The following is a 15,183-nucleotide window of genomic DNA, read 5'->3' on the forward strand; positions in this document are numbered from 1 at the left end:
TAATTATTAGGTATGCTCTTGATTCGCTTTTAGTGCGGCTTTATCTACACGGCGTTGAGTTATAAAGTCTTTTAGTGGGAATAACAATACCAAGATTGAGATGATAAAAATACTCAACGTCAGTGGGCGCTCCCATAAAAAGCTTAGTGAACCATCTGATAGCATCATCGAACGACGGAAGTTGCGCTCAATCATATCACCTAAAATAAAGCCTAGTAGTAAAGGAGCCATTGGGAAAGCTAGAATCCTTAACACCAAAGCCACCAGCGCAAAACCAACCATCATAAACAAGTCAAATGTATTAAAAGAGACTAAATAAACCCCAATTAAGCTAAAGAATAAGATCATGATAGTGAGCACTGATTTAGGCATCGCCAGTACTTTTGCAAAGTAAGGGATCAGTGGCAAATTTAAGATAAGCAGTACAATGTTACCAAAGTACATACTAACAATAACAGCCCAAAATACGCTTGGGTTTTCTTCCATCAACATTGGGCCTGGCTGAATGCCGTAGGCAATTAATGCCCCTAACATAATTGCAGTAGTCCCAGAGCCTGGAATACCTAATGTTAATAATGGCACAAAAGAGCCTGTGCAAGCTGCATTGTTAGCTGACTCTGGCGCAGCTAAACCACGCAATGAACCTTTGCCAAATTTATCTTTTAATGCTTTTGGTGCTAAGTTACGCTCAGTTGCATACGCCATAAAGCTAGCAATTGTCGCCCCAGCGCCTGGGAGTACACCAACAATAAAACCAAGGAGAGAAGATCGGCCAACAGTTGGTGCCATCTCTTTAATTTCTTCTTTACTTAATTTGGTTGAACCAATTTGCGGAGTGTCTGAGTCATTAATACTTTTCACCTCTTTTTTCTCAGGGCGAACCACATTGATTAACGCTTCTGCTAATGCAAAGGTCGCCATTGCCACAAGTAAAAAGCTAATACCATCAAGTAAGTCTGCTTGGCCAAAGGTAAAACGCTCTGTGCCAGACGATGGATCAATGCCCACTGTTGCAAGCATAAGACCGAATACAGTCATCATCATGGCTTTTAAAAATTGCCCTTTATTAGAAAATGCAGCAATCGCAGTCAAGCCTAAAAACATCAATACAACGTAATCCGGTGACTGAAAGCTTAACGATACTTTTGCTAACAGCGGCGCAGCAACCATGAGTAAAATTGCGCCTATTGTGCCACCTATAAAGGAAGAATAAGCAGCGATAGCCAATGCTTTACCAGCATGCCCTTGCTTAGCTAATGGGTAGCCATCAAAAGAGGAGGCTACCGTGCCTGCAACACCTGGTGCATTGATTAATATTGATGATGTTGAACCACCAAAAATAGCACCATAATAAACCCCAGCCATTAATATCATCCCTGAATCGGCACCAATGCTATAAGTAATTGGGATCATTAACGCGATTGCAGTAATAGGACCAAGGCCTGGTAGCATGCCGATAAACGTACCAACAAAGCAACCGACAATAACGTACAACAAATTATTCCAGTCGAGCACGGTCGACAAACCTAGCATAATTCCATCAAACATAACTTAACTCCACAGATCACCAGGAACCAAATAAATACCGAGCACTTGGGTCATTAAAAACCAAAAAACCACGGCAACAGGAATAGATGCAAACAATAAAATCTTTTTACGTCGTTCACCCATCACAAAAAAACCAACTAATAAAAAAGCACTCGTAGAAATTAAGAAACCAATTGGCTCTAATGCCGCACTATATAAAACCATCAGCACTAGCAAGGCGAAAGTGCGAAGCACATCATCCTTATCTAAGCGCTGTGCTAACTCAGCGGTTTGCTCTTTAGGTTTTAATAAAGTCGCCCCAATCGATAGCAGGCAGACGACAATACCAAAAGCAGCGTAAACCTTGGGCAACGTTGCCGAGGTCACCGTCTCATATTCTTCAAAAGGAAGCAGTGGAATTTGCCATGCAACAATGGCGTATAAGGTAAATAGCGCCAAGAATAAACTTGGCCCTAGTAATTCACGGTTTAACATCATTAGCCCCGATTAACGTAATGTACGAATAAAGCCGAGTTCTTCCATAACGACTTTAAGCTGTGCTTCTTGCTGCTCAAGTGACTTTATAAATTGATCTTTCTCTTGAAACAGGTTTAACCACCCATTACGAGCTCGTACGGCTTCCCATTCAGGGGTAGTTTGTAGCTTGCGTAATTTTTCGGTGTACTGCGCTAGTTTCTCTGCGGGTAAATTAGGGGCTGCAAAAAAGCCACGCCAGTTAACAAATTCCATGTCGTAGCCCAGTGACTTAAGTGTTGGAATTTGTGGATAATCAGGGAGCGTTTTCCCTGAAGTCACTGCCAAAATACGAGCTTGACCACCATTAGCCACTTCTAGTGCCTCACTCAAGCCTGTAGAGAGCAAGTTAACCTCGCCCGATAACAGCCCCGCTTTGGCTTTGCCACCTGCATCGTAAGGAATATAACGTAAACGTCGCCCGTCAAGGCCTGCTGACTTAACTGCTTGAGCAGCAACTAAATGATCCATACTGCCACGAGCTGACCCCCCGCAACTTTTACCGAGCCTGGGTCTTTTTTCATTGCAGCAATCACATCCTGCCACGTTTTGTAAGGTGAGTCGTTTCGCACAACAAACGCACCATAGTCGGCAATCATACTCGCGACTGGTGTTAAATCTCGATAACTGTAAGGAATTTTCCCTGATAATGCGCGCAACACGATTGGTGTTGAGTTAACCATTAGGATATCGCCTTTTTTAGTTCCAGACTCAATCAAATAGGCTATCGCACGACCACCGCCACCACCTGACATATTTTGAAAAGACGCATTATCTTCAATGCCCGCTTTGACTAAGCCTTCGCCAACACCACGTGCCGTCGTGTCCCAACCGCCTCCAGGGCCGCCAGGTACTAAAAAGTGAATATCCGCCATTGCAAAAGGACTGCTCAGTACTAGCGAAGTAGCCAGCACCGTAGTTTTAATTGATTTAAATGTTTTTGTAAGTAATTTCATACTTAGTTCCCCTTAAAATAAGTACTGAACACGCGCAGCAAAGCCTAGACCATCGTCTTCCTCGCCCACTAATGCGGTCGTGCCAGGGCCCTCTACATCGCTGTATACAAGGTTACCCATAAACTTAATATTGCTACTCAAATAATATGATGTACCCACTGTATAAGTAGTAACTTCAGTGCCCTGTGTGCTGCTTGTCGCGTCCATCTGAGAAACACGACCTACTAGCTCCCATGTATCTTTAACACCTTTTGGTTGGACAAATAGTGCAGAGCCCGTTTTATATTGGCGCTGCTCACCACCTAAGAAATAACTAGCAGAAACATGAAAACCATCGAAACGTTCACCATCTAGAGGATTAGCACCATCCAAGGTATCTAGGTAACGACTTGCATACTCAGCTTCAAGAGTTAAAGAATCTGCTTGATACGCAAATTCAAGGCCGCTTTGTGACATACTATCAAGGGCAACCTCACTACCACCTACAGCATAATCAAGTAAGCGAACATTGGTTTCACGGATTTCACCACGAGCAAAAGGAGCGCTTAAATCATTCCCACCCATATCACGATATGAGTGCCATGCACCTAAATGAATAACATCACCAGGAGCAGCACTTGACCATGTAACCCGACCCGTAAATGCCAATGTTAATTGGTCATCCTCATCTTTACCTGATGCCCCAAACGCATCATTTTTATAAACGCCGACTGCATAACGCAATCCACTATCTTTAAAGTATTGATATGCAGAGGCACCCCACCGAAAGAAGGGTGAAAAAGTATTTGCTAAAGTACTGCGTTCAATCGTATTTATATGTTTAGAGCTAGTTAAAGCATTAAGCGACATATCCTCACGAATTTTACCGGCTTTAATTTTTAGGCCGTTATCAAATGCATAACGAACACGAGCCAAAACGATTTCTGCAGTCCCCTCTCCAAATTCAAGGAGTAATTTGTGATCCCAGTTACCGTGTCCACTTTCTACATAAGTACGAATACGACGCGGGAAAAAATCACTTCCTGCATCACCACCGTTATTAGCGTTATACGCGCCATTAAAATAGTTGTAATCAAGCTGCACTCGACCACCAAACTCAAGGTCAAAGGCTTTATTGCCTTTTAATGAATCAACCTCTTTTTGTAATGCATCTAGTTGCTGTTGTAGTTGTTGAGTATCGTTATCAGCAAAAGCTGAGCCGCTAGCTAAGGCTGCTGCAGTTGCTAAAGCGAGCTGTGTGTTACTTGCTTTCATTTGTGTTCTCCACACTCATTTTTATAATCGTTTGTTGTCGTTAGATGAGCGACTGCACACTGCCATCTGTCTTCGAGCATAGTGTTAACGTGAAATTAACGAAATGTTTAGAAGTTAAGCTGCATTGATCGATCTAAAAACGATTAAAACCATAAAATGCATGAACTTTATGAGCAAAAAGAATAAACAAGCAGTGTTTAATAGTAAGTGATTGATTTATTTTTGGTTATACAAGAGGTATTCAAAGCGATAGATGAGCATGTTTTATACATATATAAAACATGCAACAGCACTTTTTCATGGCAGGTAATTTAGGTAAGTGTCCTATATTATTAATCAACATTCATGATTTTTACACTCTCGCTAACGACAAGCTTACCTGCCGTTTTAGCTTTTATTTCTTCAATTGACACACCCGGTGCACACTCTAATAGATGAAACGCACCGTCTTTTATTTCTAACAGCGCAAGATCGGTTATCACTTTATTAATACACGCTACACCAGTCAGTGGTAGGCTGCATTCTCGCAACAATTTAGATTCACCATGTTTGTTAGCATGGGTCATGGTGCAAATAATATTTTTAGCCCCCGCGACTAAATCCATTGCACCGCCCATGCCTTTAACCAACTTATTAGGGATCATCCAGCTGGCAATATTGCCGTTTTGATCCACTTCAAACGCACCGAGCACAGTTAAATCAACATGGCCACCGCGGATCATGGCAAAGCTTTCAGCGGAATTAAAAATGGCAGCACCTTTCGCTGCCGTGACGGTTTCTTTTCCGGCGTTGATCATATCTGCATCGACCTCAAGTTCACTGGGGTATGGCCCCATACCTAGTAGGCCATTTTCAGACTGCAACATTACCTCAATGTCCTCAGGTACATAGTTCGCGACAAGTGTTGGGATACCAATCCCCAAATTAACGTAATAGCCATCTTGTAATTCCATAGCAACGCGTTTTGCTATTTGCTCTCGTGTTAACGCCATTATTTACTCCTTAAAGCTTTGCCGCTTGCGTAGTGACTTTTTCGATGCGCTTTTCAAACTCGCCTTTTATTACTCTATCGATATAGATACCTGGGGTATGAATTTGACTAGGCTCAAGCTCTCCTGGTTCAACAATTTCTTCCACCTCTAATACGGTAATTTTCCCAGCTGTAGCGGCCATCGGATTAAAGTTCATCGCCGTGTGACGATAAATACAATTACCGTAGCGGTCTGCCTTATATGCTTTAACAATGGCAAAATCTCCGGTAATACTCGGTTCGAGTAAATAATCACGGCCATTAATCGTGCGTGTTTCTTTGCCCTCAGCCACAGGGGTACCCACTCCAGTTGCGGTATAAAAGGCAGGTATACCCGCGCCACCGGCACGCATTTTTTCGGCTAATGTGCCTTGTGGGGTTAACTCTACTTCGAGCTCACCACTTAATAATTGCTGCTCAAATAACGCGTTTTCACCCACATAAGAGGCGACCATTTTGCTAATTTGTTTATCTTCAAGCAGCACCCCAAGGCCAAAGCCATCAACCCCACAGTTATTTGATACGACGGTTAAATCTCGAGTACCTTGGTGCTTAACCTGCGCAATAAGTCCTTCAGGAATACCGCATAAACCAAAACCACCGGCAATAATTGTCATGCCATCAGTAAGACCAGCCATGGCCTCATCGTAACTAGCTACTACTTTATCAAAACCTGCCATAATACCCCCTATTGTGCTGTCCAACCGCCATCTATTGCTATTGCTTGTGCGGTAATATTACGTGCCGCATCTGCCATTAAAAACGCGACGGTATGATGTATTTCATCCAAACCAATAAAGGCTTTTTTAGGCATGGGTGCAAGCATAATAGTATCGATGACTTGCTGCTCTGATAGGCCATGCTCTTTAGCTTGTGATGCAATTTGTTGTTCAACTAACGGCGTTTTTACGTACGCAGGGCATACCGTATTAATGGTAATATTGGCATCCCCTGTTTCCAGCGCCATGGTTTTAGCAAAGCCAATTAAACCATGTTTGGCAGCAATATAAGCTGACTTATATTTAGACGCGACCATCGCATGGATAGAACCAATATTAATAATGCGGCCAAAATTTTGCTCTCGCATACGCGGTAACACCGCTTTGGTCATTATCGCTGGCCCAACCAACATCACTTGTTGTAAAAGCTGCCACTTATCAGCCGGAAAGTCCTCCAGCTTAGCTACATGCTGAATACCCGCGTTATTGATCAATACATCAACCGACCGTTTAAACTCATTAAAAAATGCCTCTATTGCATCACTATCAGCCACATTCAGTGCAAAGCCTTGTGCATTCCCCCCTGCTCAATGATCTTAGCTGCAGCTTGTTCGGCGCTGTGTTGATGTAAATCAGTGACGATAATGTAATGACCAGCCTTGGCTAATTGCTCAGCAATATAAAAACCAATGCCACTGGCAGCCCCAGTAATTAATACCGTTTTACTCATACAATTACTCCTTTAAAAAGTCACTGATAAGCTCAGCCTTTGGTGAGATAGAAAAAATACCATCTAAATGCCCCCAACCGCCTTCAATCTCTGAAATTTCAACCTCTTTTCCTGCTGCTTTCATCGCGCTATATACTGCTCGCATGTTTTCAGGACGAAGTAATAAATCGTTTGTTGCAGGCAGCAATAAGGTTTTTGCTTTCACGCTTTTCAGTGCACTCGTTAAATCACCTTGCATACCTGCGGTAAACAGCTGTGATGCTCGCACTAAATACAACACGTGATTAGCATCTTGGGTTTTCGCGCGTGCCATAGCCCGTGTTGCTAATGTTTGGCTAAGCTGTGGCAAGGTGCGAATATCACTCAACGCCCCTTGGTCAAGCACGGTAAATTTAGGGAAGCTGGCGTTATAAATAATCGGGTGCATGGCATCTTGAGTAATGTTCAGCATGGTTGCCGCCAAACCATCTAGCGGGCGCTCTTTGTTATAATAATTACCTTGCTGCCAATTTTTATCTAACCGAATGGGCAATGCCCATTTTTCAAGGGCCGCCACCGTCCACGCATCCATAGTTGCAGCACCGATCACATGAATAAGTCGCTCAACCTGTTCAGGGTAACGCACCGCCCACTCAAGCGCCTGAAATGACCCCATTGATGCACCCATCACTGCGTGTAGTTTTTTAATACCTAAGCTATCAAGCAACCGTTTTTGCACATTTACAAAGTCAGTAATTGTCACCACAGGGAAGTCGAGTCCATAGGGTTTGTTAGTCGCAGGATTGATTGAAGCAGGACCCGTTGTAATTACGTTCGGATCATGCCAGTTTGCATTTACTAAAGTGTCAGAGCTGATCACAAAGTACTTATTAGTATCAATGGCTTTGCCAGGGCCAATGATCGCGTCCCAATACCCAGGCAGGGCGTCATCGGCTTTGTATTTACCCGCAGCATGGGATGTACCAGAAAAATAATGAGTAATTAAAATCACATTATCTTTAGCTTTATTCAGCGTGCCGTAGCTTTCCCAACCAATATCAACCTGCGGTAAAGTCTTACCCGACACAGTGGTAAAATCTTTGCTGGTAAAATGTTGTTTTTCGACCAACATTGGTACAATTTTATCTGCACTAAATGCGGCGCTACTATAAAACAAAAGCAACCCGATTATTATGAATGTTGTTTTCATTGCCCTTCCTTAAAAAGTTATAAATAGACCCAGTGCCAATGCGACACCAATAAGTGGAATAACCACGGTTAATGCAGCCAGCGGCCAATAAGCCCGTTGATGTGTTTCATTACAAATAGCCCGTATAGTGGTCACCACATATCCATTATGAGGTAAACTATCCAGTGCGCCGGAGCTAATGGCCACTACTCGATGTAATTGTTCAGGGTTGACACCCATATCTAAATAACCAGGGGCAACAAGCGGTAGCGCAATGGCTTGACCGCCCGAAGCAGAGCCTGTTAAGCCAGCAATAACGCTCACCGCCACCGCTGCGCCGACTAACTCATTACCAGGCACTTGAGTCATTAGATCAACAGCCGCAATAAACGCCGGCGACACTTTAGCCACTGCACCAAACCCCACCACGGCGGCTGTATTACCAATGGCGACCAAAGCGCCGGTAGTGCCCACATTGATGGCACTGGCCATGTTATGAAAGTATTTAAAATTGATTACTACAATGCTTAATACCCCACCGAGTAGCGCCACGATTAAGGCTGTTTGTTGTAAAATATCGTGCAACATAAATGATAAAAGCAACACCACTATGAGCGGAATAACCCCAGTGATTGGGTGTGGTCGTTCACGTTTCTAAGATCACCGGATCATCATCACGGGCAGCAAATCGTTCACCGTTTGAAACCGCTTTTTTAATCATTTTGTTAAGCCAAACATAACCCACTATCGCCATAAAAATAGCCACTACTAGGCTCACTTCCCATGCGGCATAAGGTGATGTACCAAGGTGCTTAACCGGTATCCAGTTCTGAATCTCAGGCGAGCCTGCCGAGGTCATGGTGAATGTCACCGAGCCAAATGCCAAGGTGGCAGGAATAAAACGCCGGGGTAAATCAGCGTCTTTAAATAAACTAAGCGCCATCGGATAGACCGAAAACGCCACAATAAACACACTAACGCCACCGTAAGTAAGTACGGCACAAGCAATAACCACCGCGAGCACCGCATGTTTCATGCCTAGCTTGCCGACAATGTAGCTTGCTACGCTATCTGCCGCACCGGTGTCTTCCATAAACTTACCGAATAGCGATCCTAGTAAGAACATAAAAAACCATGCACTTAAAAACCCAGCAAAACCGTCCATATAAGCAGAGATAAAATTACTCTCTGCCGAGACTGGAAATATAGCCATCCCACTACTTAGTGCCACTAGCAGTGAGCAGATTGGCGCGGCTATAAACAAATTCACGCCACGCAACGTTAATATAATTAGCAGTATTAAACCGCCTAACAGCCCTATCATGCTCAGCATAGACATTCCTATAATTATTGTTATTACACAGATGAGGTGACATCGCAGTAATTAGATTTAGTCTTACGTTAAAACATTAAAAATGACATAACACTAAGGTACTACACCGTTTAAATTTGGCTTAAAAGCCTGGTAAGTCAAGGCATTGAGAGCGTATAGCACTATGGTACTAATTCCTTTTTTGCAACTATCTTCTACATTAGATGCAGGTGACATGAGCAATGAAACAATCAACAAAGACAACAAAAACAGGAATACACCATGATTAAGCTCAATCAAACAATCACACCGGTTACTCTCGCCGTTTCACTGGCACTATTAAGTACCAGCAGTATTGCCGCCGAGCAAACCACTCAAGCCAAAGGCGAGTTAGAACGCATTGAAGTAACCGCGCGTAAAACTGTGGAAAACCTACAAGAAGTCCCCGTGGCAGTCACATCTATCGGGGCACAAGAGTTGGCCGAGAACGGCATTAGCGTGATGACTGAAGTGCAACAGTTTTCACCTAACACTACGTTACAAGCCAGCCGCGGTACTAACTCAACCATCACGGCATTCATTCGAGGAGTTGGCCAACAAGACCCACTCTGGGGCTATGAACCCGGTGTTGGTATTTATATCGATGACGTTTATTTAGCTCGTCCACAAGGTGCTGTACTGGATTTACTGGACGTACAACAAATTGAAGTACTACGCGGCCCACAAGGCACGCTATATGGTAAAAATACCATTGGTGGGGCAATTAAATACGTTACTAAAGAAATGAGTGGCGATGCCACACTCAACGTACAAGGTACCGTAGGAAGCTACAATCAAAAAGATTTAAAAATTACCGGGCAACTACCACTTATCGATGAAAAACTCTATGTTGGCTTTGGTTTTGCTACCTTGAACCGTGATGGCTTTGGTGAGTTTTTAACCTCTGACCTTGATAATCAAGACCGTGAAAACTACAACAAAGACGTTACCGCTGCACGCGTGACCTTAGAGTACACACCCACTGACGACTTATTCTTTAGACTCGCGTGGGATAAAACCGAAGATGAGTCAAACGCCAAAGGCGGCTATCGCTTATTGCCGAGCTTACTCACTGATGCTCCCGTCCCCGATAGCGTATACGATTCTTACACCAGCTTGCCAACATGGAACAAAGTGGAGCTTGAAGGCTATAGCTTAACCGCACGCTGGGATATGAGTAACAACACCAGCTTAAAGTACATTGGTTCAAGCCGTGAAAGCTACTCGCCAACAAATATTGACTTTGATAATACCTCTATCCGTATTTTTGACGTACCCGCTATTTATGATGATGAGCAAACCACTCACGAATTACAGCTGAACCACCAAGGTGATAACTACAAGCTCGTATCGGGGCTGTATTATTATGACGGTGAATCGTGTGGTCAATTTGAAGCTATTTTAGAAGAACTCGGTAAAAGCTTAGCCGCACCGGGCCTTACCCGCGAAGTAAGTGGGTGCAGCAACTCCACCAGTAAAGCAGCCTATATCCAAGGTAGTTATGACTTTAACGATAAATGGTCAATGACTTTGGGCGCTCGCTATACCCAAGACAGCAAAGAAGCAACGGTCAATAACGGCCTTATATTTGATACCGTATACCCTGAATCTGGCTGGGTGCCGGGCTATGTTCGCCCTGAAGGTCAATTAGTCCCCACAGTACTGGATGATAGCGAAGACTGGTCACGCTTTACACCGCGTGCAGGGGTTGAGTATCAATACAACCGCGATATCATGTTCTTTGCCAGTTACGCGCAAGGTTTTAAATCAGGCACCTTCAACCCGCGTGCAACCACCGCTGAACCGGCTGCAAAACCTGAGATAGTAGACTCATTTGAACTGGGTATGAAAAGCGAATGGAACAATAACCTACGCGCCAATGTCACACTTTTCACACTTGATCACCAAGACCGCCAATACATCTCTGTACTACCAGGTGACAACGCCGCCGACTTAAATCAGCGCTTAGGTAACATTGGTGAATCGACCTCAGATGGAATAGAGATAGAGCTAAGCTATGTTGCTACCGAAGCACTAAGCTTTGATGCATCCGTTGGTTATATTGACAGTAGTTTTGATAACGTCATTGATACAAACCCTGAAACTGGCGAAACCTTCGATAAATCAGACCGTTTTAGTGTATCAAACACGCCAGATCTCACCTTTAATTTAGGTGCAACGTACCGTATGTATACCGACATGGGCGACTTTGTTATGAACGGTAACTACTATTACCGAGGTGATTACGCACTCTTTGAAGAAGATAGCCTGCTCACGCAAGATGCCTATGGGCTACTGAATATCGGTATCACATGGTACAGCACTGACGGCCATTGGAGTGCCGGATTATATGGTAAAAACCTTACTGACGAGGAGTATATGATCGGCGGCTATCAATTTGTTGCCCCTGATCCAAGTGATCCTAGCGATACCAGTAAGTATACTCCAGGCCTTGGTGGTGATAACACCTTAATCAGCTATTACGGCGACCCTCGCACAGTGTCACTCACTGTGGGCTATCGTTTCTAAGCTGATGTTTAAAGGTTTGCCTGATATTTCCCTAGCAGGTAAACCTTGTTTCAATCTAAAAAATCACTTATAACATAACGTGTTGGAGTATTAGGAATGTCTTTCGCTGTGAACACAATAATTGCCGATGATCACCCTCTATTTAGAAGCGCATTGCGCCAAGCGGCTGCAACCTGTGTGCCTGAAGAACATATAAAAGAAACCAGCGATATCGATGGCTTATTCACTTTACTCAAAAATCACCCGGAAACTGAACTTATTTTTTTAGATTTAACCATTCCCGGTGCCAATGGCTTACAAGCACTATCGCAACTGCGAAACCGCTACCCTGATATAGTGGTTATTATGGTATCAGCCAACGAAACCCCTACTATAATCAAACAAGCCATGAGCTTAGGTGCTGCAGGCTATATCCCAAAATCATCATCCTTGGATGTCATAAGCGAAGCCATTAGCCATGTTCTCAACGGCGACACCTGGCTGCCACTCGACATAGATTTAACCGATGTAGTCGTCAATGATGAACAAAGCAGTTTTGCTCGCAACCTTGAAAAGCTCACCCCGCAACAATACCGTGTTTTAGCCATGATTGCTGATGGCCTGCTGAATAAACAAATTGCGTTTGAAATGTCGATTCAAGAAACCACAATCAAACAACATGTATCCGCTATCTTGCGCAAACTCAACGTATATAACCGCACCCAAGCAGGCATTTTATTTAATCAGCTCTCACAAGTTGGCAAAGCAGTAGAAGGCTAGCAAACCAGCAAACAGCTATCCCAGTTTCAACTTAACAATCCCATTTCCGGGAAAACCCTCTTCAGCAAAAAAACAAAAACAAAATAAAATCAGCAGTTTAAACTTTGGCATATTCCTCGCTATCGTGTTTATTAATTAGAATATAATGAAACACAGCCAATGGATTTAGATAGCACCTTAAAGCCCAGTAATAAACCAAATCAGCGTAAAAAACTCATTATTGCTACCTTAATTGTTAGCATCATCATTATGATATGGCTGGTACAATCTTGGCTTGCCCCCACAACAATTCCTGCTAACCAATTACAAATTGCCAGCGTGACACAAGCGGATTTTGTTGTGAAAGTTAAGGGCTTTGGCCGATTAAAATCCAAATATCAACGTTATTTAACCAACACAGATGTTGCAATGGTCGAAGCCATCCATGTATACCCAGGTACGCGTGTAAGCAAAGACACGGTTATTATCAGCCTAGTGAACCCACTGCAAGCGCAGCGTTTGTCGGTCGCAAGACTGGAGCTTGCACGACAACAAGCTAGCTTTAGCGAACAAAAAATCAATCAAAAAAGTCAGCTATTGGAGCGCGAAGCTAACCTAACTCTTTTACAGAGTGAGCTTGAAAGCGCCCAGCTAAGAAGCGAAGCAGAGAGTCAATTAATCGAACAAGGCATTGTTTCAAGCCTTGATTACAAACGCAGCTTACTCACCGTAAAACAGCTCAAGCAGCGCGTTGAGATTGAACAGAAACGTCTCGTGCAATTAGCGCAAATGCACCTGCAGCGCAGTAAGGTTCAGCAGGAGCTATTACGCCAATTTGAGTTAAATTATAAAGTACAACAGCAAGCTTTTGATGACCTAAAAATTACAGCGGGCATTGACGGCATGCTGCAAGAGCTCAACGTAGAACTAGGCCAAAACCTCACACCTGGCACTCGTTTAGCTGTGGTGGGTTCTGATAGCGCACTCAAAGCAGAGCTCAGTATTAAACAAAGTGACGCTGAAAAAATAGCACTCAATATGCCAGCCCGCGTCAATACCTTTAGCAACTCAAAGCTAGGCGAAGTGACAGCTAAAGTGACCCGAATCGACCCTATCGTAAGTGATGGTCGAGTAATGATTGAGCTCGACCTTATTGGTGAATTACCCGCTAATGCTCGCCCCGACCTAAGCATTGAAGGCCATGTTATAAGCGATGTAATAGCGAATGCACTGACCATCAAATTACCGCAAAAAGCAAAAGCTCATTCAAAAGCGATGCTTTTTAAACTCAACCCCAACACTCATTTAGCTGCCCCGATAAATATTGAATTTGGTACACTCAGTGATAATAAAATTCAACTTTTAGATGGCGCTACGGTGGGCGAACAGCTGATCATTTCAGACCTTTCTAAATGGCAGCATTTGGCAACTATAAAAATAGAACAGGAAAGTTTATGAACACCAATACACTTATCTCATTAAAAAATATCGCCAAGGTTTATCGCAGCCAAAATGTTGAAACCTATGCCTTAAAAAATATCGACCTGACTATTCATGAAGGTGATTATATTTGTATTAGCGGCCCTTCAGGCTGCGGAAAATCGACCTTGCTGTCGTTATTAGGTTTACTTGATAGCCCAACAGACGGTCAATATGCGATAAAAAATGTCGATACCAAAACCCTTGATATGGACCAACAAGCCGAGCTACGCAATTTGCACATTGGCTTTATTTTTCAGTCATTTAATTTAATCGATGAATTATCAGTATTTGATAACGTCGCCCTGCCGCTGACTTATCGTGAGCCAGCTATGAGCCAAGCTGACATTCAAAGTGCAGTAAAACATGCCCTTGATGAAGTTGAAATGGGTCACCGCGCGCAACATAAGCCCAACCAACTCTCTGGTGGCCAACAACAGCGTATTGCTATTGCTCGCGCCCTTGCCGGAAAGCCCAGCATTTTATTGGTCGATGAGCCAACCGGTAACCTTGACTCTAAAAACGGCGATGCGGTGATGGACCTACTCGATGGTCTGAATCAAAAAGGCACCACCATTTGCATGGTAACCCATGATTTACGTTATGCCGGGCGGGCAAAAACTCAGCTAAAACTACTCGATGGCGAAATTGTCTCGTATTCGCAAGCACGCCAAGATGCGCACACTGAAAATACCAGCGCTGTACCCGCTGATACTGCCGAGGTGATTTAATATGAGCCGTTTAACTAAAACACGTAGCCAACTGCGCTTAGCATGGGCATCACTGATGAATGCACCAGGATTTGTCACCGCCGTTGTTTCAACCCTCGCACTGACTTTAGCGGCATTATTTGTTGTATTGAGTTTAGTGAATAGTTACTTTTTAAAACCGCTCGATGTATTTGATGAGAACCGCATGGTGGTGGTTGAGCAAAGCCTCACTTATGATGATTATGATGCGGTTGGCTTTCAAAGTTATCAATCCATGGTGCACTGGATTAAGAACAATCAAAGTTTTGAGCAGGCATTTATGATGAATGCCGCTGAAAATATTTTTTTAAACTTAGACGGTCAACCAAAAAAGATGTGCTGTATGTAGGTGGTGAATACTTTGAACTCCTACATACTCCTTTTTACTCGGACGTGGCTTTAAAAAGGGCGAAACCTTA

11 protein-coding genes and 3 pseudogenes are annotated in these 15,183 nt (G+C 43.5%); 5 read left to right on the forward strand and 9 right to left on the reverse strand.

Annotated elements, in window-relative coordinates; all coding sequences use genetic code 11:
- Positions 1–6 precede the first annotated feature (6 nt).
- The 9 genes and pseudogenes from ACU8V8_RS15815 to ACU8V8_RS15855 all read right to left on the reverse strand — a co-directional run bounded on the left by ACU8V8_RS15815 (position 7) and on the right by ACU8V8_RS15855 (position 9,251).
- The gene (locus tag ACU8V8_RS15815; RefSeq protein ID WP_446888135.1) at positions 7–1,548 is read right to left on the reverse strand and encodes a tripartite tricarboxylate transporter permease; all 1,542 of its coding nucleotides are present in this window, start codon (positions 1,546–1,548) and stop codon (positions 7–9) included.
- A 3-nt stretch (positions 1,549–1,551) separates the two neighbouring features.
- Entirely contained in the window at positions 1,552–2,022 is a 471-nt protein-coding gene (locus ACU8V8_RS15820) for a tripartite tricarboxylate transporter TctB family protein (protein WP_446889662.1), read from the reverse strand.
- A 12-nt stretch (positions 2,023–2,034) separates the two neighbouring features.
- A pseudogene (locus ACU8V8_RS15825) lies at positions 2,035–2,936 on the reverse strand (Bug family tripartite tricarboxylate transporter substrate binding protein).
- A 93-nt stretch (positions 2,937–3,029) separates the two neighbouring features.
- A complete protein-coding gene (locus ACU8V8_RS15830) occupies positions 3,030–4,271 on the reverse strand; it encodes an OprO/OprP family phosphate-selective porin (RefSeq protein WP_446888136.1) in 1,242 nt (413 codons plus the stop codon).
- A 332-nt stretch (positions 4,272–4,603) separates the two neighbouring features.
- Complete coding sequence (locus ACU8V8_RS15835) at positions 4,604–5,263, reverse strand: CoA transferase subunit B (RefSeq protein ID WP_446888137.1); 660 nt, start codon at positions 5,261–5,263, stop codon at positions 4,604–4,606.
- Positions 5,264–5,273: 10 nt separating this feature from the next.
- Positions 5,274–5,981 (reverse strand): CoA transferase subunit A, encoded by a 708-nt coding sequence (locus ACU8V8_RS15840; RefSeq protein WP_446888138.1) that lies wholly within the window; start codon positions 5,979–5,981, stop codon positions 5,274–5,276.
- An 8-nt stretch (positions 5,982–5,989) separates the two neighbouring features.
- A pseudogene (locus ACU8V8_RS15845) lies at positions 5,990–6,750 on the reverse strand (3-hydroxybutyrate dehydrogenase).
- 4 nt (positions 6,751–6,754) lie between these two features.
- On the reverse strand, positions 6,755–7,939 hold the full coding sequence (locus ACU8V8_RS15850; protein ID WP_446888139.1) for an E22 family MetX-like putative esterase: 1,185 nt from the start codon (positions 7,937–7,939) through the stop codon (positions 6,755–6,757).
- Between the two features lie 9 nt (positions 7,940–7,948).
- A pseudogene (locus tag ACU8V8_RS15855) lies at positions 7,949–9,251 on the reverse strand (GntP family permease).
- 261 nt (positions 9,252–9,512) lie between these two features.
- On the opposite strand from ACU8V8_RS15855, the gene ACU8V8_RS15860 reads away from it, so the two are divergent.
- The 5 genes from ACU8V8_RS15860 (at position 9,513) to ACU8V8_RS15880 (ending at position 15,113) form a co-directional block, all read left to right on the forward strand.
- Positions 9,513–11,798: a TonB-dependent receptor gene (locus ACU8V8_RS15860; protein WP_446888140.1), complete on the forward strand. Its 2,286-nt coding sequence runs from the start codon at positions 9,513–9,515 to the stop codon at positions 11,796–11,798.
- A 96-nt stretch (positions 11,799–11,894) separates the two neighbouring features.
- Positions 11,895–12,557 carry a response regulator gene (locus ACU8V8_RS15865; RefSeq protein WP_446888141.1) on the forward strand — a complete coding sequence of 221 codons (663 nt, stop codon included), beginning with the start codon at positions 11,895–11,897 and terminating at the stop codon, positions 12,555–12,557.
- Positions 12,558–12,716: 159 nt separating this feature from the next.
- Positions 12,717–13,994 (forward strand): HlyD family secretion protein, encoded by a 1,278-nt coding sequence (locus ACU8V8_RS15870; RefSeq protein WP_446888142.1) that lies wholly within the window; start codon positions 12,717–12,719, stop codon positions 13,992–13,994.
- The gene (locus ACU8V8_RS15875) at positions 13,991–14,746 is read left to right on the forward strand and encodes an ABC transporter ATP-binding protein (protein WP_446888143.1); all 756 of its coding nucleotides are present in this window, start codon (positions 13,991–13,993) and stop codon (positions 14,744–14,746) included. The genes ACU8V8_RS15870 and ACU8V8_RS15875 overlap by 4 nt, the downstream gene beginning before the upstream one ends.
- 1 nt (position 14,747) lies before the next feature.
- Positions 14,748–15,113: a hypothetical protein gene (locus ACU8V8_RS15880; protein ID WP_446888144.1), complete on the forward strand. Its 366-nt coding sequence runs from the start codon at positions 14,748–14,750 to the stop codon at positions 15,111–15,113.
- Positions 15,114–15,183: the final 70 nt, after the last annotated feature.

Source organism: Pseudoalteromonas sp. SaAl2, assembly GCF_052947895.1.

Coding starts and splice junctions, on each gene's coding strand:
- ACU8V8_RS15815 (WP_446888135.1), bottom strand. CDS start 1,548: ATGTTTGATGGAATTATGCTAGGTTTGTCGACCGTGCTCGACTGGAAT.
- ACU8V8_RS15820 (WP_446889662.1), bottom strand. CDS start 2,022: ATGTTAAACCGTGAATTACTAGGGCCAAGTTTATTCTTGGCGCTATTT.
- ACU8V8_RS15830 (WP_446888136.1), bottom strand. CDS start 4,271: ATGAAAGCAAGTAACACACAGCTCGCTTTAGCAACTGCAGCAGCCTTA.
- ACU8V8_RS15835 (WP_446888137.1), bottom strand. CDS start 5,263: ATGGCGTTAACACGAGAGCAAATAGCAAAACGCGTTGCTATGGAATTA.
- ACU8V8_RS15840 (WP_446888138.1), bottom strand. CDS start 5,981: ATGGCAGGTTTTGATAAAGTAGTAGCTAGTTACGATGAGGCCATGGCT.
- ACU8V8_RS15850 (WP_446888139.1), bottom strand. CDS start 7,939: ATGAAAACAACATTCATAATAATCGGGTTGCTTTTGTTTTATAGTAGC.
- ACU8V8_RS15860 (WP_446888140.1), top strand. CDS start 9,513: ATGATTAAGCTCAATCAAACAATCACACCGGTTACTCTCGCCGTTTCA.
- ACU8V8_RS15865 (WP_446888141.1), top strand. CDS start 11,895: ATGTCTTTCGCTGTGAACACAATAATTGCCGATGATCACCCTCTATTT.
- ACU8V8_RS15870 (WP_446888142.1), top strand. CDS start 12,717: ATGGATTTAGATAGCACCTTAAAGCCCAGTAATAAACCAAATCAGCGT.
- ACU8V8_RS15875 (WP_446888143.1), top strand. CDS start 13,991: ATGAACACCAATACACTTATCTCATTAAAAAATATCGCCAAGGTTTAT.
- ACU8V8_RS15880 (WP_446888144.1), top strand. CDS start 14,748: ATGAGCCGTTTAACTAAAACACGTAGCCAACTGCGCTTAGCATGGGCA.